Raw genomic sequence first — 19,535 nt, forward strand, 5'->3', positions numbered from 1 at the left:
GTGCTTTACTGAGTGAGCGCAAGGATTGGGCAGGGTCGCCCTTTCGTTTATGCATCGTAAAAACATCCTTGTCTTCATTCTATTCAGAATATTCTGTATTTCTCAGAGACGCCACAATATGAACGGCAGCCATTTAAGTAAAAGTGGCATTATTTTGCGTCTTATGCTGAATGTCGCAGCTACTATTATAAGTGTCGCACATCATCCCAGCAAATGGCTGCAAGAGCATTAATATTGATCAGAGGCTGGTCGGTTGTTTATTTCGAAAACAGTCGGCACAGCGCCCAGATATCGTCGCGCAACCTTTTGAAAATCAAATAATAGGGTGGGCGCGCTTGGACGAATTTACGGCTGTGGGTGGACATGTCAGAAAATGATCGCTATAAAGTCGAGCAATCTACCAATAATCATTCTATATGGCCCGCTCGCGAGCCACAGATTGCGCTTGCGGGTAAAGCGCTGGAATGAAGTCTTGTCATTGTAAAAAAGGAGATTAAGTCCGCCAGCACAGCGGGGTTAAACTTAATGCATGGTATTTTATACAAGGAATGAAGTATGAAGTCGCCAGCTAAGACGAAAATAAGCTTAAATAGTGTGTTTAAAGTCTTTGGCGACGACCCGGAGCGTGCAATGCAGGAATTGCGCGCAGGTCAAACAAAAGAGCAGATTTATAGCGAACTGGGTGCAACGATCGGTGTCGACGATGCTACGTTCGATATTTATGATGGTGAAGTATTCGTCATCATGGGGCTGTCCGGCTCCGGGAAATCGACGCTGCTGCGTTTGCTCAACCGGCTGATCGAACCCACTTCCGGTTCCATCGAAGTTGACGGGCGCGATATTGTTCAGATGTCGAAGCGCGAACTTATCGATCTGCGCCGTCGTGATATGAGCATGGTCTTCCAGTCCTTTGCCCTTTTGCCCAATCGAACCGTTTTGAACAATGCGGCCTTCGGTCTGGAAGTTGCTGGCATGGGCGAGGCTGAACGGCATGAAAAGGCGCTCAAAGCGCTCAGTGCCGTGGGTCTGGAACCCTATGCCGACAGCAAGCCAGACCAGCTTTCAGGTGGTATGAAGCAGCGCGTGGGCCTGGCGCGTGCTCTGGCGAGCGAGCCGACCATCCTGTTGATGGACGAAGCGTTCTCGGCTCTCGATCCGCTTATCCGCACAGAAATGCAGGACGAGTTGAAGCGTCTACAGGCCGAGCACAGCCGCACCATTATCTTTGTCAGTCATGATCTTGATGAAGCAATGCGCATCGGTGACCGTATTTGCATCATGCAGCACGGCAAAGTGGTTCAGGTCGGAACGCCCAACGAGATCGTTTCGGCTCCGGCTAATGATTACGTTCGCTCGTTCTTCAGCAATGTCAATATTTCGCATGTGTTCAAGGCGGGCGATGTTGCCCGCGATGACGAACTGATCGTTTTTCAACCCGAGCAGCTTGCAACAGCCCTTGAGCGTTTCGATGCTGCGTCAAAATCCTTTGGCGTACTGGTCGACACCGACGGCACATATCGCGGTCTCGTCAGCCGAGATGCGCTTGGTTCGGGGAAGGTGGAACAAGAGGGGCAGCGGCTGGATGATGTGGCAGCCATTGCTGCCGATTCACCGCTTGCAGGTCTGCTTATGCAGGTTGCCGCAAGTCCATGGCCTGTGCCGGTCACGGATCGGCATAACCGCTATGTCGGCGCGATCAGCCAATCGGCACTGCTTGAAACGCTTGGCCGCGCGAGCTGAGGCCTCAAGCATGTCTCCCAGAACCGGTAAACGATTTTGGGAGACATGCGAAAAACAAGGCCCCCGGATTTTACGCCTTTTGCGATAAAGGCGGTCCGATCCGCAGATAGGGTGATCTGAAATGGACGGTATCTTATGGAATTGAATTTCAGTATCGGCGATGGTGCCGATTTCGTGGTCAATTATATTCTCGACCATTTTACGCCCGCGCTCGATATGATCGCGGCAACAATCGGTTTTGTGACGGGAGGCATCCAGAACGCACTTCTGGCCTTTCCTCCCGTGGTCGGCATTGGCATTTTTGCCATATTGGCGCTTTGGCGCGTCGGCTGGAAGTTTGCCCTTTTCACAATCGCCGGGCTGGCGCTCATCATTCATATGGGTTTGTGGAACGGTACAATGGAAACGTTGGCCCTTGTCCTGGCGTCGACCGTCATCGCGGTCTTTCTTGGCATACCGTTGGGCATTGTCATGGCGCGCAACGACACGGTCGCTTCGATCATCCGTCCCGCGCTTGATCTGATGCAGACCATGCCGGCTTTCGTCTATCTCATTCCGGCGGCGATGTTCTTTGGCCTTGGTGCCGTGCCCGGCACAATTGCGACAGTGATTTTCGCGATGCCGCCGGTGGTACGCCTCACCAATCTCGGCATCCGTCAGGTCGATGCCGAGTTCGTTGAGGCGGGACTGGCTTTCGGCTGCACATCGCAGCAGCTTTTGTTCAAGGTGCAGCTTCCCAATGCCATGCCGTCAATCATGGCGGGTATCAACCAGACCATTATGCTTTCGCTCTCCATGGTGGTGATTGCCTCGATGATCGGTGCAGGTGGTCTTGGCAATACGGTTCTTACCGGTATCCAGCGTCTTCAAGTGGGCGTGGGGTTCGAAGGCGGCCTTGCCGTGGTGATTCTGGCAGTCATTCTCGACCGTATCACCCAGAGCTTTGGCAAGGGCGGCACCGGCTTCTTCAAGCGGCTGGCAGCCCTGCGTAAGGCGGAAGACACTGAAGCTGCGCCGTCCTTCCGCAAGCAGGAAGCGTGAAAAAGACAAGAATAATAACGGGAACGCAATTCATTCGAAAAGGAGTAAGCATGTTCAGAAAACTCGCAGGTTTCGGTCTGGCAACAGTGGTGGCGGGCACCATGACGATGGGCGCGGCTTTCGCGCAGGACGCACAAACGGTCAAGATCGGATGGGCGCCATGGTCGGATGCCGAGTTTGTCACCAAGCTGACGAAAAAACTGATCGAGGATAATCTCGGACAGAAAGTGGAGCTGGTACAGACGGATGTAGCGCCACTCTATCAGGGCGTGAGCCGCGGTGATGTCGATGCCATGCTCATGGCCTGGCTGCCGGAAACCCATGCAGATTATTACAAGCGGGTTGAAGACAAGGTGGAAAACCTTGGATCCCTTTATGAGGGTGCCAAGCTCGGCTGGGTCGTCCCCGACTATATTCCCGAAAGCGAGATCGCATCGATTGCCGATCTGAAAAAGCCGGAAGTGAAGGAAAAGCTGAAAGGCGAAATTCAGGGCATCGATCCCGGTGCTGGTCTGACGCGCCTGTCGCAGGAAGCGGTCAAGAAATACGAGCTCGATTATAAGCTCAATATTTCCAGTGAAGCGGCGATGCTGACGACGGTTGATCGGGCTATTCGTTCGGAAGGCTGGTTTGTTGCCACATCGTGGAGCCCGCACTGGATGTTTGGCAAATACAAGCTTCGCTATATTGCGGATCCTGAAGGCGCACTGGGCGCGGCTGAGCATGTCGATGCGCTGGTGCGCAAGGGTTTCAAGGAAGATAATCCGAAAGTGGCGGCCCTTCTGACCAAGATGGACATTCCGATCGATGAGCTGGAAGCTGCTATGTTCGAAGCGCAGGAAACGTCTTACGACAAGGCCGTCGATAAATATATCGCCGACCATCCCGACCGCATCAAGGAATGGCTCGCCGAATAGTCGCGTCTGTTCATAAAAGAAGAGGCCCCGTTCTGCGGGGCCTTTTTGTTCCTATATGGTTCAGGTGATCAATTTGGCAAAGTTGTCGATATCGTCCGGAGTATTGGCAAAGCTTGTAACGAAACGGGCGAAAATCTCGCCGTCGCCGATGCGCCCTACTTCCGAATGCGGCGGGTTCCAGTCGTAAAAAAGCGCGCCTGCATTGCGAAGCCTATCATAGACCGACTGTTTCATAATCGCGAAGACTTCGTTGGCCTCCGGCTTCCAGGCAAGGCGCATCTGGCTCGAAAGATCGATATGATCGGCAAGCCGTGCGGCGAGCGCATTGGAATGTTGTGCCAGCTGAAGCCAGAGATCGTTTTCGAGATAGGCGTCGAACTGTGCCGCAATAAAACGCGTCTTGGAGAAAAGCTGCGCTGCGCGCTTGCGGATAAATGGCAGGTCTCTGGCGCGGGCCGGGTCCATGAAGACAAGCGCTTCCGCGCACCAGCAACCGTTCTTGGTGCCGCCGAAGGAAACGATATCCACACCCTGTTTCCAGGTCATTTCAGCGGGTGTGAGCTCAAGCGACACAAGCGCATTGGCGAAACGCGCGCCATCCATATGCAATGGCAGGTCGTGTTCGCGGCAGATGGACGCAATCGTTGCGATGTCGTCCGGCTGATAAAGCGTGCCGACCTCCGTTGCCTGCGTGATACTGACCGCCATCGGTTGACCGGCATGGACAAAGGCTGGATTGAAGCGCTTCAATTCGCGTTTGAGAAGTTCCGGGTCGATGCGGCCAGCCTTGCCGTCGATGGGGTGAAGCCGTGCGCCTCCAGTGAAATACTCCGGCGCACCGCATTCATCCTCGATCACATGCGCCTCGCGATGTACCAGCGACACACCGCCGGGGCGGTTGACGCTGGCCAGCGCCAGTGAATTGGCGGCTGTGCCCGTGCCGACGAAAAAAAGCGCCACTTCGCGCTCGAACAATTGATTGAAGCGTTCTTCAACACGCTTGTCGATTTCGCTGGCACCATAAGCTGCGGCGAAGCCCTTCGCATGCCGTGAAAGGCTTTCGGCAATCTTGGGGTGGGCTCCAGCCCAGTTGTCGGACGCGAAATGCAACTCTGTCTCTCCGGAAAACGAAATAAAATTTCTGGCACCTATAGCGGTCAACGCGCCGTTTTGTAAGGTTTTTTCCATCAAAAGCTTGCGATTAAACCTCGATACTTCGATAAGGACTTCCTGTCTACCTGGGTATAAAAGCCAAGAAACGCAATTAAAATAGGTATCCGTTGAAAGGTGCGACATTTTATTACGCAACATGTCAAAAAAAATGACGTTTCGGTCTTGTGAGGAAATTTAAATTCTGTCATACCTAATTAGGACAGCATAGCTGACCAATTGCCTGATGCTGTCCAATTAAATCGATACGGGTGAAGGTCACAGTACCCTTCTTCCATTTCGGAAATAAGGCGCCTTTACTCCCAGGCAATCGTCTGGCGGTCACAGGTGCCCTAAAGCATGTCTCCCAAAAGTGGGAACCGGTTTTGGGATAGGTCATGCGTAAAAACAAAAACTGAAAGCGTGTTTCTAGCATGCGATAAAACGCAACACGCTTTAACTGTGACGGGGAGAAATCTGGCGCGCCTTTGGTTGCGCTAATGGCTGTCTGTCCGGGCCTGATGAGAGCAAGGCGCTACATCGTTTCCCGCAGCGGTCTTTCCGCCTGCCCGGAACTTCGTCCGACGCCTTCTCTGTGGGGCTTATCCTATATGTAAAATGCATTGCGGGATGATTGTCATCATCCCGGTTTAAACTGACCGCGCTCCTCAAGACGAGGGCCAAACGGAGGGAATGACGATGACGCATTTGACGCCATCTGTATCGCATGTGATGTCTCACAACGATCAGAACGGAACGATCAAAGCTGCCCCGACCGCCTCTTTTGGACAGCCGCAAAAAACGGCGCGTACCACCGCAGGGACGCCGCCCGCCATAATTTCCGCCGCGAAGGGTTTCGCGGCGCAGGGCCTCTACGATCCGCGTAACGAGCATGACGCCTGTGGCGTCGGCTTCATCGCGCATATGAAGGGTCAAAAGTCGCACAAGGTGATCGAAGACGGGCTTTTCATGCTCGAAAACCTCACCCATCGCGGCGCAGTCGGTGCCGATCCCCTGATGGGCGATGGTGCTGGTATTCTGGTGCAGATACCCGACCGTTTTTTCCGGGAAGAAATGTCCAAGCAGGACATCGATCTGCCCGAACCGGGGCAATATGCCGTCGGCTTCCTGTTCATGCCGCGCGATGAAAAGCTGCGCGCGCATTGTGCTGAAATCGTGCGTGAAGTGATTGAGGCGGAAGGCCAAAGCTTTATCGGTTTCCGTGACGTTCCGGTCGATAATGCCTCGCTGTCCAAGGCACCGCATATCGCCGCCACCGAACCGTTTCACGTTCAGGTTTTCATTAGGCGCAATCCGGCAATCGAGACAGACGACGAATTCGAGCGTCGCCTGTTTGTGCTGCGCAAGGTCATTTCCAACCGCATCTATCAGGAGCATGATGGCGACGATAAGGGTTTTTATGTCGTCTCTTTGTCGGCGCGCACCATCGTCTACAAGGGTATGTTTCTCGCCTATCAGGTAGGAAGCTATTATAACGACCTGAAAGATCCGCGTTTCGAAAGTGCCGTGGCGCTGGTGCACCAGCGCTTTTCCACCAACACATTCCCGTCATGGCGTCTGGCGCATCCATATCGCATGGTCGCGCATAATGGTGAGATCAACACGCTGCGCGGCAATGTCAACTGGATGGCGGCGCGTCAGGCTTCGGTCGACTCGGAACTTTTCGGCAATGATATTTCCAAGTTGTGGCCGATTTCTTATGAAGGCCAGTCGGATACGGCCTGTTTCGACAATGCGCTCGAATTTCTGCATCAAGGTGGCTACAGTCTCGCCCACGCTATGATGATGCTGATCCCGGAAGCATGGTCTGGCAACAAGCTGATGTCTGACGAACGTCGGGCATTTTATGAATATCATGCAGCCCTGATGGAGCCATGGGACGGCCCTGCCGCCGTCGCCTTCACCGATGGCCGCCAGATTGGCGCGACGCTCGACCGTAACGGTCTGCGTCCGGCCCGCTATATCGTCACCGATGATGATTTCGTCATTCTGGCCTCTGAAGCCGGTGTGCTGCCGGTCGAGGAAAAGAAGGTCGTCAAGAAGTGGCGTCTTCAGCCGGGCCGCATGCTGCTCATCGATATGGAAGAAGGCCGCATCGTCTCGGATGAGGAAATCAAGTCGCAGATCGCGCAAAAGCATCCTTACAAGCAATGGCTCGGTAACACGCAGCTGATCCTCGAAGACCTCGCGTCGGTCGAACCGCGTGCGCTGCGCAAGGATGTCAGCCTTCTCGACCGTCAGCAGTCATTCGGCTACACGCAAGAAGACACCAAATTCCTGATGTCGCCGATGGCCACAACCGGTCAGGAAGCCATCGGTTCTATGGGCACCGACACGCCGATTTCGGCGATGTCCGACAAGTCGAAGCTGCTTTACACCTATTTCAAGCAGAATTTCGCGCAGGTTACCAATCCGCCCATTGACCCGATCCGCGAGGAACTGGTGATGAGCCTTGTGTCCTTCATCGGACCGCGTCCCAACATTTTCGATCTGGTCGGCAGCTCGCGCCGCAAGCGGCTGGAAGTGCGTCAGCCAATCCTGACCAATGGCGATCTGGAAAAAATACGCTCCATCGGCCATACCGAAGACCGTTTCGACACCAAGACGCTCGATATTACCTATAATGCGAGCGAGGGTGCAAGCGGCATGCATGGCGCTATCGAGCGGCTGTGCGACCGTGCAGAAGCAGCCGTTCATGGCGGATATAATATCGTCATCCTCTCCGACCGTCAGGTCGGACCGGACCGCATCGCTATTCCCGCATTGCTGGCAACGGCCGCTGTCCACCATCACCTGATCCGCAAGGGTCAGCGCACCTCTGTGGGGCTGGTGGTGGAATCGGGCGAGCCGCGCGAAGTGCATCATTTCTGCTGTCTGGCTGGCTTCGGTGCCGAGGCGATCAATCCCTATCTCGCTTTCGACACGCTCTTGGACATGCATCGCCGCCGCGAATTTCCGCCGGAAGTGGATGCCGACGAACTGGTCAAGCGCTACATCAAGTCGATTGGCAAGGGCATTCTGAAGGTCATGTCCAAGATGGGCATCTCGACCTACCAGTCCTATTGCGGCGCTCAGATTTTCGACGCTGTCGGACTGAAATCCGATTTTGTCGATCAATTCTTCTTTGGCACTGCCACGACGATCGAGGGCGTCGGTCTCGACGAGGTTGCCGAGGAAACGGTTCGTCGTCATACGTCCGCCTTCGGCAATGATCCCGTGCTGCTGACATCACTGGAAGTCGGTGGCGAATATGCCTATCGCATGCGCGGCGAGGCGCATATGTGGTCGCCCGATGCGGTGGCGAAACTCCAGCACGCGGTGCGTACGTCCAATCCGGCGACATTCAGCGAATATACCGCGACGCTTGATGCCAAGTCGGCGGATGCCAAGACCATTCGCGGGCTGTTCGATATCCGTTTTGCTGAAACGCGTGGTCTCAAGCCTGTGTCTATCGACGAGGTGGAACCGGCAACGGAAATCGTCAAGCGCTTTTCGACCGGCGCGATGTCGTTCGGCTCGATCTCGCGTGAGGCGCACACCACGCTTGCGCGCGCCATGAATGCGATTGGCGGCAAGTCGAACACGGGTGAGGGCGGCGAGGAGCCAGACCGCTTTTATCCGTTACCCGATGGCACCGCGAACCCCGAGCGCTCGGCCATCAAGCAGGTAGCATCAGGCCGTTTTGGTGTGACGACGGAATATCTCGTCAATGCCGATCTCATCCAGATCAAGGTGGCGCAGGGTGCAAAACCCGGCGAAGGCGGACAGTTGCCCGGCCACAAGGTCGATGCGACGATTGCAAAAACCCGTCATTCGACGCCGGGCGTCGGCCTCATTTCGCCGCCGCCGCACCACGACATTTATTCAATCGAGGATCTGGCGCAGCTCATTTATGATCTGAAAAACGTTAATCCGGCGGCCGATATTTCGGTCAAGCTTGTGTCGGAAGTGGGTGTAGGAACGGTTGCAGCCGGTGTTGCGAAAGCACGCGCCGACCATATCACCGTCTCGGGCTATGACGGCGGCACGGGTGCCTCGCCGCTGACCTCGTTGAAGCATGCCGGCTCCCCTTGGGAAATCGGTCTTGCCGAAACCCATCAGACACTGGTGCTGAACGGTCTTCGCTCGCGCATCGCACTTCAGGTCGATGGCGGTCTTCGCACCGGTCGCGACGTGGTCATTGGCGCGTTGCTTGGTGCCGACGAGTTCGGCTTCTCGACTGCGCCCTTGATTGCCGCTGGCTGCATCATGATGCGCAAGTGCCATCTCAACACGTGCCCCGTAGGCGTTGCCACACAGGATCCGGTTCTGCGCAAGCGTTTCAAAGGCACGCCTGAGCATGTCATCAACTTCTTCTTCTATCTTGCCGAAGAAGTGCGCGCGCTCCTGGCCGAAATGGGTTTCACGAAACTCGAACAGATCATCGGCGAAGCGCAGTTGCTCGAAAAGCAGGCGATGGTCGATCACTGGAAGGCGCGCGGGCTTGATTTCAGCCGCATCTTCTACAAGCCCGAGGCTGAAAAGTCGGCGATCTTCTGGACCGAGCGCCAGAAGCATCCGATCGATGACGTGCTCGACCGCAAGCTGATTGCCGAGGCACAGCCTGCTCTTGAAGAGCGCAAACCGGTCAAGATCGATGTCGACATCAAGAATGTCGACCGCTCTGCGGGTGCCATGCTTTCGGGTGCGGTTGCCAAGCGGTTCCGTCACAAGGGTCTGCCCGATGACACCATTGCCGTTACCCTGCGCGGTACGGCAGGGCAATCCTTTGGCGCTTTCCTTGCACGTGGCATCACTTTTGATCTGATTGGTGACGGCAACGACTATGTCGGCAAGGGGCTGTCGGGTGGGCGCATTGTCATCCGCCCGCCGGAAAACTCGCCGATTGTCGCGGAACATTCGATCATTGCCGGTAACACGGCACTTTATGGTGCGCTTGAAGGCGAATGCTATTTCCGCGGCGTTGCGGGCGAACGTTTTGCGGTGCGCAATTCGGGTGCTGTTACGGTTGTCGAAGGCGTGGGTGATCACGGCTGCGAATACATGACCGGCGGTGTCGTTGTGGTCATCGGACAGACCGGGCGCAATTTTGCCGCTGGCATGTCGGGCGGTGTCGCCTATGTGCTGGACGAAGAAGGCGATTTTGCCCGGCGTTGCAACATGGCCATGGTGGAACTGGAGCCGGTGCCGGAAGAGGATGATATCCTTGAAAAGCTACACCATCATGGCGGTGATCTCATGCATATGGGTCGGGTCGATGTATCGGCAAACATGACGCGCCACGACGAGGAACGTCTGGTGCAACTGATTGCCAAACATCTGCATTATACCGGCTCGACGCGCGCAAAAGAGATCCTCGACAATTGGGAGAGCTATCGCCCGAAATTCGTGAAGGTCATGCCGGTCGAATATCGCCGCGCTCTGGAAGAGATGGAGCGCATGCAGGTCGGTGTCGCAGCCGAATAAGAGCATCAGGAAACATAATCGCAGCGTTACGGTGCGCCTGAAATGGCGCACGACGCTGTGAACCTCGCCCCGCGAGAGGAGCATAAAATGGGTAAAGTTACAGGTTTTCTTGAGATCGACCGGCAGGTGGCAAAGTACCAGCCAGCCTCGGATCGCATTCGTCATTTCCGCGAATTCACCATTCCGATGAGCGACGGCGAGGTGCAGAAGCAGGCCGCACGCTGCATGGATTGCGGCATTCCTTTCTGCCACGGGCCGACCGGCTGTCCGGTGCACAACCAGATCCCGGACTGGAACGATCTCGTCTATAACGACAATTGGGATCAGGCGATCCGCAATCTGCATCTGACCAATAATTTTCCGGAGTTTACTGGCCGCATCTGTCCCGCACCATGCGAGGAAGCCTGCACGCTCAACCTCGAAGACACGCCAGTTGCCATCAAAAGCGTTGAACAGGCATTGGGCGACAAAGCTTTTGAGCTTGGCTATATCGTGCCGCAGCCTGTCGCGCAGAAAACCGGTAAGTCGGTTGCCATTATCGGGTCTGGCCCGGCAGGTTTGGCGGCAGCACAGCAGCTTGCCCGCGTCGGTCATATGGTCGATGTCTATGAGCGCGAGAGCCGTCCCGGTGGGTTGTTGCGTTACGGTATTCCCGATTTCAAGATGGAAAAGCACCTGATCGACCGGCGTATCGAGCAGATGGAAGGCGAGGGCGTGCGTTTCCTGTGTGGTGTCAATATCGGCGTAGACAAGCCAATGCGCGAGCTTCTCGCTGACTACGATGCCGTGCTTTATTGCGGCGGTTCGGAAAAGCCGCGCCCGGCGGGCATTCCCGGTGCTGATCTTGAGGGCGTGCATGATGCTATGCCCTATCTCGTGCAGCAAAACCGTCGTGTTGGACGCGAAAACATTGAATCCGTTGCCTGGGTTTCAGAACCCATTCTGGCCGGAGGCAAGCATGTCGTGGTCGTTGGTGGCGGCGATACAGCGTCTGACTGCGTCGGTACGGCGTTCCGGCAGGGCGCGGTCAATGTAACCCAGCTCGATATTCGACCGCAGCCGCCCGAAAAGGAAAACAAGCTCAGCGTGTGGCCTTACTGGGCGACCAAGATGCGTACCTCTTCTAGTCAGGCTGAAGGTGCTACACGCGAATTTCAGGTGGCAACGCTGGAGTTCGTTGGTGAGGACGGCGTGTTGACACACGTCAAATGCTGCCATGTGGACGAACAGCGCAAGCCCATCGCGGGTACAGAGTTCTTCATCAAGGCCGACCTTGCCTTCATCGCCATCGGCTTTTTCGGTCCCGCCGAAAACAGTGTGTTGAAGGAAATGGGAGAGAGCCTCGATATCGCTACAGACCGCCGCGGTGGCACCTCAGTAAAGGCCAATGAACGCGACTATCGCACCAACGTGGCCAAGTTTTATGCCGCGGGTGATGTGCGGCGCGGCCAGTCACTGGTCGTCTGGGCCATTCGCGAAGGACGTCAGGCGGCGCATGCGATTGACCACGATCTCATGGGCGCGTCGGTCCTGCCGCGCTGAGCTGAAATTCAGACAATTGAAAAGCCCGGGATGATCCCGGGCTTTTTTGTTTGGCTTAACCTTGCTTGCGTTTTGCGCGGATAGCCAGATAGATGACGCCAAGCAGCAGAAACCAGAAGGGCGTGATTTTCAGAGCCACAGCCGTATCGGGTTCTTGTGCCAGTGCCCACAGGATGAAGGCGAAGAAGGCAAAGACCATGGCAACGGCTGCGCGCCCTCCAGGCATCTTGAAGGTCGACTTTTCATGAAGGTCGGGACGCTTGCGGCGATATTGCACGTAAGACGCCAGAATGATCGACCAGACGAAAATGAACAGAAGTGCCGAAATCGTCGTCACTATAGTGAAGGCGGCGATGATGCTTTGCTCCGCATAAAGAAGCACCACGCCTGAAAGCAGGAAGATGCAGGAGAAGAACAGCGCATTGACCGGAACTTTCCGGCCGTTGAGCTTGCCCAGTGCCTTTGGCGCAAGCCGCGAGGTCGCCAGACCATAGATCATGCGCGAGGTCGAGTAGATGCCTGAATTGGCGCTTGATGTCGCGGACGTCAGCACGACAAAATTGATCACATGTGCGGCAATGCCCAGACCGGCAAGCGAGAACATGGCGACAAATGGGCTTGAACCCGGATCGACCTGATTCCACGGAATGACCGTGATGATGACGAAGAGTGCTCCGACATAGAAAAGCACAATGCGGATGGGGATCGAGTTAATCGCCTTTGGTAAGTTGCGCGTCGGGTTCTCGGTTTCAGCCGCGGCCGTGCCCACCAGTTCGATGCCCACGAAGGCGAAGACAGCAATCTGAAAGCCTGCCACGAAACCAAAAAAGCCAGTCGGAAAAAAGCCGCCGTGGTCCCAAAGATGCGTGACGGAGGCTCTGGTGCCATTCGGCAACGTAAAGCCGGTCGTCAGCATATAGGCGCCAGCCAGAATAAGAGCGATGATGGCGACGATCTTGATGAGGGCGAACCAGAACTCGATTTCGCCGAAATTGCGAACGGTGGGCAGATTCAGTGCAAGAAGCGTAAAAATCAGACCAAGTGCGGGGATCCATAGCGCCAGTTCGGGAAACCAGAACGACACATAGCCTGAAACGGCGACCACGTCGGCGACGCCAGTGACGATCCAGCACAACCAATAGGTCCAGCCTGTGAAGAACTGCGCCCACGGACCCAGATAATCGCCGGCAAAATCGGCGAATGAGCGGTATTCGAGATTGGACAGAAGAATTTCGCCAAGCGCGCGCATCACGAAGAAAAGCATGAAGCCGATAATGGCATAGACCATCAGGATGGACGGTCCGGCCAGCGAAATGGTCTTGCCCGATCCCATGAAAAGGCCGGTGCCGATGGCACCGCCGATGGCGATCAGTTGTAGATGGCGATTGGAAAGATTGCGTGCAAGATGGGGCTCCTCCTCCCGACTAGAATCGACAGAAGGTTTGGATGCGATATTCATTCGAGAGCCTCTTTATGAAGGGCAGATATTTCTCTGCATGCTCCGCTTAGATCAGCGGAGCGCCGACTGGTACCCCCGATGTTTCGGGTGAACGGTGCAGATGCCTTTGATAATGGATGGCGACACAAATGTGAATGGCGTGGGATAATCAATTAGACGAACAATTAAGCGAGTAAGACACCATAACTGCACCATCATAGAAAGATGCGGCCAGTTATCGGTGAGCTTTCAGGGCTTTACGCTTTTCTTGGGCCAGGTAAAATCATCGGAGCGCCCGGGTACCGGTTTCCTATCCGATGGTATGGTGTGCTGCGGTGCGGGACGTGGGGTAAGGCTGCCCCCAAGTAACACGCCGTTCCGGTCGCGGATGACATCGCGCAGGCTTATGGGGGCAACGCGGTCGACCGGGCGGGGCGCTCCGGCGGTATCGGCTGTTGGAAGCGGTTCGTTTTGAGAGCTTCCACCAAGATAGGCGCGTAACGGCTTCTCGGCATAGAAAGCAAGTTTGCGTTTGCCGGCCGTCGTCAGGTTGATGCCGTCATTGCCGCGCAGGCGTGCGGTCTGGCCGTTAATGTCGAAACCTGTCTGGGTGAAATTGCCGTCTTCATCGACGAAGCCATCCCATACGCTGGCAAACTGGCCCCCGGCCTTTTCGGTGGCGGCGCGATAGATTTCATTAAGGGCCAGCATATCCTGCGCCATGCCCCTTGGGCGGAATGGCGGCTGGCCAACCCAGATCAACGGATACTTCTGGTCAGATATCGTCTGGATGAAGTGTGCCACGCGCTTTTGGTATTCGGCGTTCCATCCCGGCGAGCGCGCTGCAAGGCTCGCCCCTTCGTCGGTGATGGCCTGCCGGTCATTTGAGCCCATCATCACCACGACAACGGCCGGTTTTTCCTCGTCCAATATCTTGCCGATATTGGCTGGCCAGTCGAAGTGGTCGCTACGCACGAAGCCGGAAGAACCGTTTACGCGAACCGAAACTGTCACCGATGCTTCGGACGCGAAGGCGGTATCCAGTCCCTGTGCCAGGCCGTCACTGATGAAGTCACCGACCACCAAAACCTTTCTCGCATCGGGATTTTTCTCGACCGAGGGTGAAGAGGGCACGGTTGCGGCAGGTGCCGCCGATCGCGCGGTCGGAGGGGCGGCCTTGGGCGCGCGATTTACTTTTGGCCTTGTGCGTTTGGGTGTGGCGCGCGGCTCAACTTTCGGTGTCGGCTCGGCCTGTTTCGGACCGAACAGCATATCGAAGATGGTGCGCGGCCGTTCACGCGCCTTCGTGGATGCGATATTCGAAAACACGAGAACAAAGGCCGTCAGTAACAACCCGACGACCTTTAAAAGCTTATGCATGATCCGATATTCTTGCATCCATCCTACCCTTGTCGGGCGGTACAATAGCATTTCCGGCAAAAGTGCGAAGTGGTTTTGCGTAGAACAATGCTTGCTAAAAAGAACCTTTCCGGCGAAGTGCAAAGTCCTTGCCGGAAATTCTGCAGTTGGGGTCAGCGACGACGCAGCACCGAAAGCACTTCCTTGCTTGGATGTCCGTCCGGCTGGAGGCCGTTGCGTTTCTGGAAAGCTTCGATGGCTGCACGTGATGTCGAGCCGATCTTGCCGTCGATCTTGCCGTCATAATAGCCGAGTGCCTTGAGATGCGATTGCAATTCCTCGCGTTCATTCATGGTGATCGGCGTGAACGGACGGTTCCAGTCCTGACGTAGACCCTGATAGCCGCCGATACGGTCGGCGAGCAGGCCGACGGCCAGCGCATATTTATCGGCATTGTTATAGCGCTTGAGAACGAAGAAGTTTTTGGTCATCAGGAAAGCCGGGCCCTTGCGGCCATCGAGTACTTTGAGCGTTGCTTTCTCATTGGCATCGGGGAAGGGACGCCCATTGGCGCGCACGATACCGCGGCGCTGCCATTCGGCGATGCTGAGCGAGCCGGATGGGAATTTGCCGCTTGCTGGCAGCACCACTTCATAGCCCCATGTTCGTCCCGGCTGCCAGCCGTTTTTGTGCAGAAGATTGGCCGCCGTGCCCAGCGCATCGGGGATGGAGTTCCAGATGTCGCGTTTGCCGTCGCCATCCATATCGACAGCATAGGCCTGGTAGCTCGTCGGGATGAATTGAGTGTGGCCGAGTGCGCCCGCCCACGAGCCCGAAAGATGCGCGCGGTCGATGTCGCCGGTCTGGAGAATTTTCATGGCCGCGATCAGCTGGGTGCGACCAAATTTGGCTCGTCTTTTATCGGCATAAGCAAGCGTTGCCAGCGAGCGAATGGCATCGCGCATTACGTCATCGCGCTTGAGGATTTCGCCATAATTGCTTTCCATGGACCAGATGGCGAGCAGAATGTTGCGGTCGACTGAAAACCGCTTCTCGATGCGCTGAAGCCATGGGCCCCATTTGCGTGCCATGTTCTGGCCAACCGAAACTGATTGTTCGTTGACGCGGTTATCGATGTAGTTCCAGACTGGTTCGGTAAACTCGGGCTGGTAACGCGCTTTTTGCAGAACAACCGGATCGGGCGCGTCGACGCCACGAAATGCACGGTCGAAGGTGGAAGGTGTTACGCCGCTCTTGACAGCCACAGTGCGGAAACTTGCCACCCATTGCCGGAACTGAGCATCGGCGAATGCCGCTCCCGATGACAGGGTGCAAGCAAGCAGCGCAGTTGCGATTATCGCAGCTCCCTTGCGCGCAATTGTCTGCTTCATATTGAATGGAAATCGCAGCATTCTGTGTTTCCCTTTTGCAATCATTGTTCTGCCGCTGTCGGCGTGAGGATCGATCGAAGCCGTTCTGCTTGTTTCAGATTGCATGTGATATTCTCATAGCATTCGGTCACGAAAATGGGCAGTGTGAATTTCGGCGACGTTCAGTCGAACATGCAAATTAAGCCCAGTCGGTTAGCATTTGGTTTACCATGCAAGAGATGCGCAAAAAAACTTGCTTCGGGATTAGAAAAACTTTTGAATCAAACTAGATTAAGAGTGGGTCACGCAATGTGATAGGATGATGACCGTATTTTCGTCGATCCTTAATGAAACTGCCTTATTTGAAATCCAATAGTTTCAATGCTTTGATTTAATCCGCATTCTGTAAAATCGAGGAGAGGAATGAGTTCGATTCGTAAAATCCGCAAGGCTGTCTTCCCTGTAGCCGGTCTTGGTACCCGTTTTCTTCCTGCCACCAAATCCGTTCCCAAGGAAATGCTGACAGTCGTAGACAAGCCCGTCATCCAGTACGTGGTCGATGAGGCACGCGAGGCGGGCATCGAACATCTGATCTTCGTTACCGGCCGCAACAAGGCGGTCATCGAGGACTATTTCGATGCGCAGGTGGAGCTTTATTCAACGCTTGCTGAACGCGGCAAGCAGGAAATTCTGGACCACCTTCAGGATATCCAGCCGCAGCCCGGCACCACAAGCTTCACCCGTCAGCAGGATCCGCTTGGTCTCGGCCATGCCGTCTGGTGTGCGCGTGAACTGGTCGGCAACGAGCCCTTCGCTCTGCTTTTGCCGGATATGGTGATGCAGTCTAAAAAGGGCTGTCTGAAGGAAATGGTTGATCTCTACGAGCAAACCGGTGGAAACGTGATTGCCGTGCAGGAATGCGATCCCGAAGAGGCGCATAAATACGGTATCGTTGGCAAGGGCACATCGATTGCCAATGGTTTCGAGATCACACAGATGGTCGAGAAGCCGGCCAAGGGCACGGCACCGTCGAACCTCTACATCAACGGACGCTACATTTTGCAGCCGGAGATTTTTGAGCTTTTAAGCAAGCAGGAAAGAGGGGCGGGCAATGAAATCCAGTTGACCGACGCCATGCTCAAGCTTGCCGACGCGCAGAAATTCTACGGTTTCAATTATCAGGGCTTGACCTTTGATTGCGGCTCCAAGGCGGGCTTCATCGAGGCCAATGTTGCTTTCGCGCTCTGGCGTAATGACATCCGCCCGACGGTTGAAACTTCGATTGGTGAATTGTTGCGAACAATCAAGCCTGACTGACCAACACGGCCTTGAACGATTCAAAACCCGCTCTGCTCATTGCAGGGCGGGTTTTCTTATTCGTGCCGTGTCCTTGGTAGCGATGCATGTCGAGAATCAATAAAAGCTTGGACAAGCGGCAGCGAAGAGGCTAACGATTTGCGCCATGGAAAAGCTCGACCCCAACATACAAACGGGAGCGCAGGCAGCCATCGCTTCGGCACTCCGCACCATCAAAACCGAAAACGAAGGGCTTGCCACGCTTCTGCAAGCGCTCGACAATGGCCTGTCCGCTCCATTCGCTGAAGCCGTTCGGCTTATCGCTGGAGCCAAGGGGCGTCTCGTCGTCACCGGGGTGGGCAAAAGCGGCCATATTGGTGCAAAACTTGCGGCAACCTTTGCCTCAACGGGCACGGCCGCGTTTTTCGTGCACTCGGCAGAAGCCAATCATGGCGATCTCGGTATGATCAGCCGAGATGACGTTATTGTCGCCATTTCCTGGTCGGGTGAGACGGCGGAACTGAAAGGCATCGTCAACTATTCGCAACGTTTTCAGATTCCACTGATTGCGATTACCGCACGCGCTGATTCAGCACTCGGTCGCGCGGCCAGCGCACTGCTTTTATTGCCCAAGGCGACTGAAGCCTGCCCACATGGTCTGGCACCCACGACGTCGACCATGATGCAGCTTGCAATGGGTGACGCGCTGGCGATTGCGCTTCTGGAGGCACGCGGCTTCACACCGAGCGATTTCAAGACCTTTCATCCCGGCGGTTCGCTGGGCGCAAGCCTCGTCCATATCCGCGACCTCATGCATCGCGGCGAGCGTCTGCCGCTGGTGCGGACGGGAACCGCCATGCAAGATGCAATGAAAGAGCTGGCGCAGAAGAGTTTCGGTTGCGTGGTCATCGTCAAGGAGAATGGTGATCTGGCTGGCATTGTCACCGATGGCGATATTTCACGCAATCTGCACCGCAATCTCGTCGATCTGGCTGTCGATGATATCATGACCACCACGCCCAAGACGGTGGAGCCGGATACCCTGGCTGCTGCTGCCCTCAACACGATCAATGAAAAGCATATCGGTGCGCTGGTGGTCGTCGAAGGCAAACGCCCGGTTGGTCTTGTGCATTTCCATGATCTGCTGCGGATCGGTGCAGTCTAAGGAGTGGTCGTCTTCAAGTCCGGCGGCGTGAGAACGTAAGCGCTGCTATTCCCGCGCCGACCACGATCACCGAGCCGACAAGCGTCCACAGGTCCGGCTGTTCGTGAAAAATCAGCACACCAGCGAGCATGGCAAAAACCAGACGCGTATATCGAAACGGGGTGACTGCACCGACTTCGCCGGTGCGCATGGCGACGGTCAGCGACGTATAGGCAATCACGCCACTGACGGAGCCGACCAGCAGGCTTGCCGCCGCGGTAGCATTCGGCCAAACGGGAGCAGTGCCGAATGGCAGAACGATCAGACCTGAGATCACAAGCATAAGAAAGCCCAGAACGCCGAGCTGGCGATGCGAGAGCGATCGTGGGGCTGCCCGGGTCGCAAGATCTCGACCGGCAAATCCCAGCGTGGCGATAACGGCCAGCAGCGACAGCAGGCCAAACCCTTCAGCTCCCGGCCGCAAGATAAGCAGAACGCCCAAAAAGCCGATAATAACTGCCAGCCAGCGCAGCAATCCTACCCGTTCGCCAAAGACCAGCGCTGCCCCGGCAATCACAACAAGTGGCGTTGCCTGCAATATTGCCGAAGCCGTGGAAAGTGGCGTCAGTGCTATGGCCAGCATGAAAAACAGGCGCCCGACGATCTCGCAGAGCGAACGGGTGGTCATGACGCGCGATAACATTGCGCTCGAAAGCGGTTTTTCCCCGGTCATGATTGCCATGGTTGAAAAAGCCACCACTCCTATCAGGCCGAATAAAACGAGCACCTCACCGACCGGGATGTGCGAAGTGGCGTTTTTCAGACACGCATCTTCGACCGCAAAACAGGCCATGGCGAGAACCATGAACAGCGCGCCGCGCAAATTCCATTTCGCATCGTGATGCGTTTCCGAAGCCTGCATGTCCTGTCCGCAAATGTTTGAAACAATACCAGCATCTGTCATCGCTTCTTGTAGCATTTGTTTCAAGTAGAAAGTGGAATGAGTGCCGATCTTCTTGGCCAGCTGTGGCACCCACTAAATCTTTATCAAA

The 19,535-nt window shown here is 55.6% G+C and carries 12 protein-coding genes; 7 read left to right on the forward strand and 5 right to left on the reverse strand.

The annotated features are described in order from the left end of the window. Nucleotides 1-555 precede the first annotated feature (555 nt). From proV to AAIB41_RS12185, 3 genes are all read left to right on the forward strand, one after another. Complete coding sequence (gene proV / locus AAIB41_RS12175; protein WP_343315555.1) at nt 556-1,740, forward strand: glycine betaine/L-proline ABC transporter ATP-binding protein ProV; 1,185 nt, start codon at nt 556-558, stop codon at nt 1,738-1,740. Nucleotides 1,741-1,875: 135 nt separating this feature from the next. Next, entirely contained in the window at nt 1,876-2,781 is a 906-nt protein-coding gene (locus tag AAIB41_RS12180) for a proline/glycine betaine ABC transporter permease (protein ID WP_343315556.1), read from the forward strand. A 50-nt stretch (nt 2,782-2,831) separates the two neighbouring features. After that, a complete protein-coding gene (locus AAIB41_RS12185) occupies nt 2,832-3,698 on the forward strand; it encodes a glycine betaine ABC transporter substrate-binding protein (RefSeq protein WP_343315557.1) in 867 nt (288 codons plus the stop codon). 60 nt (nt 3,699-3,758) lie between these two features. Here the strand turns inward: AAIB41_RS12185 and AAIB41_RS12190 are convergent, their stop codons facing one another. Then, nucleotides 3,759-4,808 (reverse strand): low specificity L-threonine aldolase, encoded by a 1,050-nt coding sequence (locus AAIB41_RS12190; protein WP_343315558.1) that lies wholly within the window; start codon nt 4,806-4,808, stop codon nt 3,759-3,761. A 738-nt stretch (nt 4,809-5,546) separates the two neighbouring features. Here AAIB41_RS12190 and gltB point away from each other — a divergent pair. Both gltB and AAIB41_RS12200 read left to right on the forward strand, forming a co-directional pair. Continuing rightward, nucleotides 5,547-10,334 (forward strand): glutamate synthase large subunit, encoded by a 4,788-nt coding sequence (gene gltB, locus AAIB41_RS12195; RefSeq protein ID WP_343315559.1) that lies wholly within the window; start codon nt 5,547-5,549, stop codon nt 10,332-10,334. Between the two features lie 87 nt (nt 10,335-10,421). Then, nucleotides 10,422-11,876 (forward strand): glutamate synthase subunit beta, encoded by a 1,455-nt coding sequence (locus AAIB41_RS12200; RefSeq protein WP_343315560.1) that lies wholly within the window; start codon nt 10,422-10,424, stop codon nt 11,874-11,876. A 55-nt stretch (nt 11,877-11,931) separates the two neighbouring features. On the opposite strand, the gene AAIB41_RS12205 is transcribed toward AAIB41_RS12200, so the two are convergent. The 3 genes from AAIB41_RS12205 to AAIB41_RS12215 all read right to left on the reverse strand — a co-directional run bounded on the left by AAIB41_RS12205 (nt 11,932) and on the right by AAIB41_RS12215 (nt 16,085). Then, entirely contained in the window at nt 11,932-13,335 is a 1,404-nt protein-coding gene (locus AAIB41_RS12205; RefSeq protein WP_343315561.1) for an amino acid permease, read from the reverse strand. A gap of 228 nt (nt 13,336-13,563) precedes the next feature. Continuing rightward, nucleotides 13,564-14,712 carry a DUF459 domain-containing protein gene (locus AAIB41_RS12210; protein WP_343315562.1) on the reverse strand — a complete coding sequence of 383 codons (1,149 nt, stop codon included), beginning with the start codon at nt 14,710-14,712 and terminating at the stop codon, nt 13,564-13,566. A gap of 134 nt (nt 14,713-14,846) precedes the next feature. Beyond that, nucleotides 14,847-16,085 (reverse strand): lytic murein transglycosylase, encoded by a 1,239-nt coding sequence (locus AAIB41_RS12215; RefSeq protein WP_343315563.1) that lies wholly within the window; start codon nt 16,083-16,085, stop codon nt 14,847-14,849. A gap of 381 nt (nt 16,086-16,466) precedes the next feature. Between AAIB41_RS12215 and galU the strand changes: the two genes are divergently transcribed. Beyond that, entirely contained in the window at nt 16,467-17,360 is an 894-nt protein-coding gene (galU, locus tag AAIB41_RS12220) for a UTP--glucose-1-phosphate uridylyltransferase GalU (RefSeq protein ID WP_343315564.1), read from the forward strand. A 145-nt stretch (nt 17,361-17,505) separates the two neighbouring features. Next, the gene (locus AAIB41_RS12225) at nt 17,506-18,504 is read left to right on the forward strand and encodes a KpsF/GutQ family sugar-phosphate isomerase (protein WP_343315565.1); all 999 of its coding nucleotides are present in this window, start codon (nt 17,506-17,508) and stop codon (nt 18,502-18,504) included. A 13-nt stretch (nt 18,505-18,517) separates the two neighbouring features. On the opposite strand, the gene AAIB41_RS12230 is transcribed toward AAIB41_RS12225, so the two are convergent. After that, nucleotides 18,518-19,405, reverse strand: a complete 888-nt coding sequence (locus tag AAIB41_RS12230; RefSeq protein WP_343315566.1) for a DMT family transporter — start codon at nt 19,403-19,405, stop codon at nt 18,518-18,520. Nucleotides 19,406-19,535: the final 130 nt, after the last annotated feature.

The organism is Brucella sp. BE17, assembly GCF_039545455.1.
GTDB lineage: Bacteria > Pseudomonadota > Alphaproteobacteria > Rhizobiales > Rhizobiaceae > Brucella.

Excerpts from the sequence above, each read along its gene's own strand:
- proV (WP_343315555.1), top strand. The coding sequence starts at position 556 with ATGAAGTCGCCAGCTAAGACGAAAATAAGCTTAAATAGTGTGTTTAAA.
- AAIB41_RS12180 (WP_343315556.1), top strand. The coding sequence starts at position 1,876 with ATGGAATTGAATTTCAGTATCGGCGATGGTGCCGATTTCGTGGTCAAT.
- AAIB41_RS12185 (WP_343315557.1), top strand. The coding sequence starts at position 2,832 with ATGTTCAGAAAACTCGCAGGTTTCGGTCTGGCAACAGTGGTGGCGGGC.
- gltB (WP_343315559.1), top strand. The coding sequence starts at position 5,547 with ATGACGCATTTGACGCCATCTGTATCGCATGTGATGTCTCACAACGAT.
- AAIB41_RS12200 (WP_343315560.1), top strand. The coding sequence starts at position 10,422 with ATGGGTAAAGTTACAGGTTTTCTTGAGATCGACCGGCAGGTGGCAAAG.
- AAIB41_RS12205 (WP_343315561.1), bottom strand. The coding sequence starts at position 13,335 with ATGAATATCGCATCCAAACCTTCTGTCGATTCTAGTCGGGAGGAGGAG.
- AAIB41_RS12210 (WP_343315562.1), bottom strand. The coding sequence starts at position 14,712 with ATGCAAGAATATCGGATCATGCATAAGCTTTTAAAGGTCGTCGGGTTG.
- AAIB41_RS12215 (WP_343315563.1), bottom strand. The coding sequence starts at position 16,085 with ATGCTGCGATTTCCATTCAATATGAAGCAGACAATTGCGCGCAAGGGA.
- galU (WP_343315564.1), top strand. The coding sequence starts at position 16,467 with ATGAGTTCGATTCGTAAAATCCGCAAGGCTGTCTTCCCTGTAGCCGGT.
- AAIB41_RS12225 (WP_343315565.1), top strand. The coding sequence starts at position 17,506 with ATGGAAAAGCTCGACCCCAACATACAAACGGGAGCGCAGGCAGCCATC.
- AAIB41_RS12230 (WP_343315566.1), bottom strand. The coding sequence starts at position 19,405 with ATGCAGGCTTCGGAAACGCATCACGATGCGAAATGGAATTTGCGCGGC.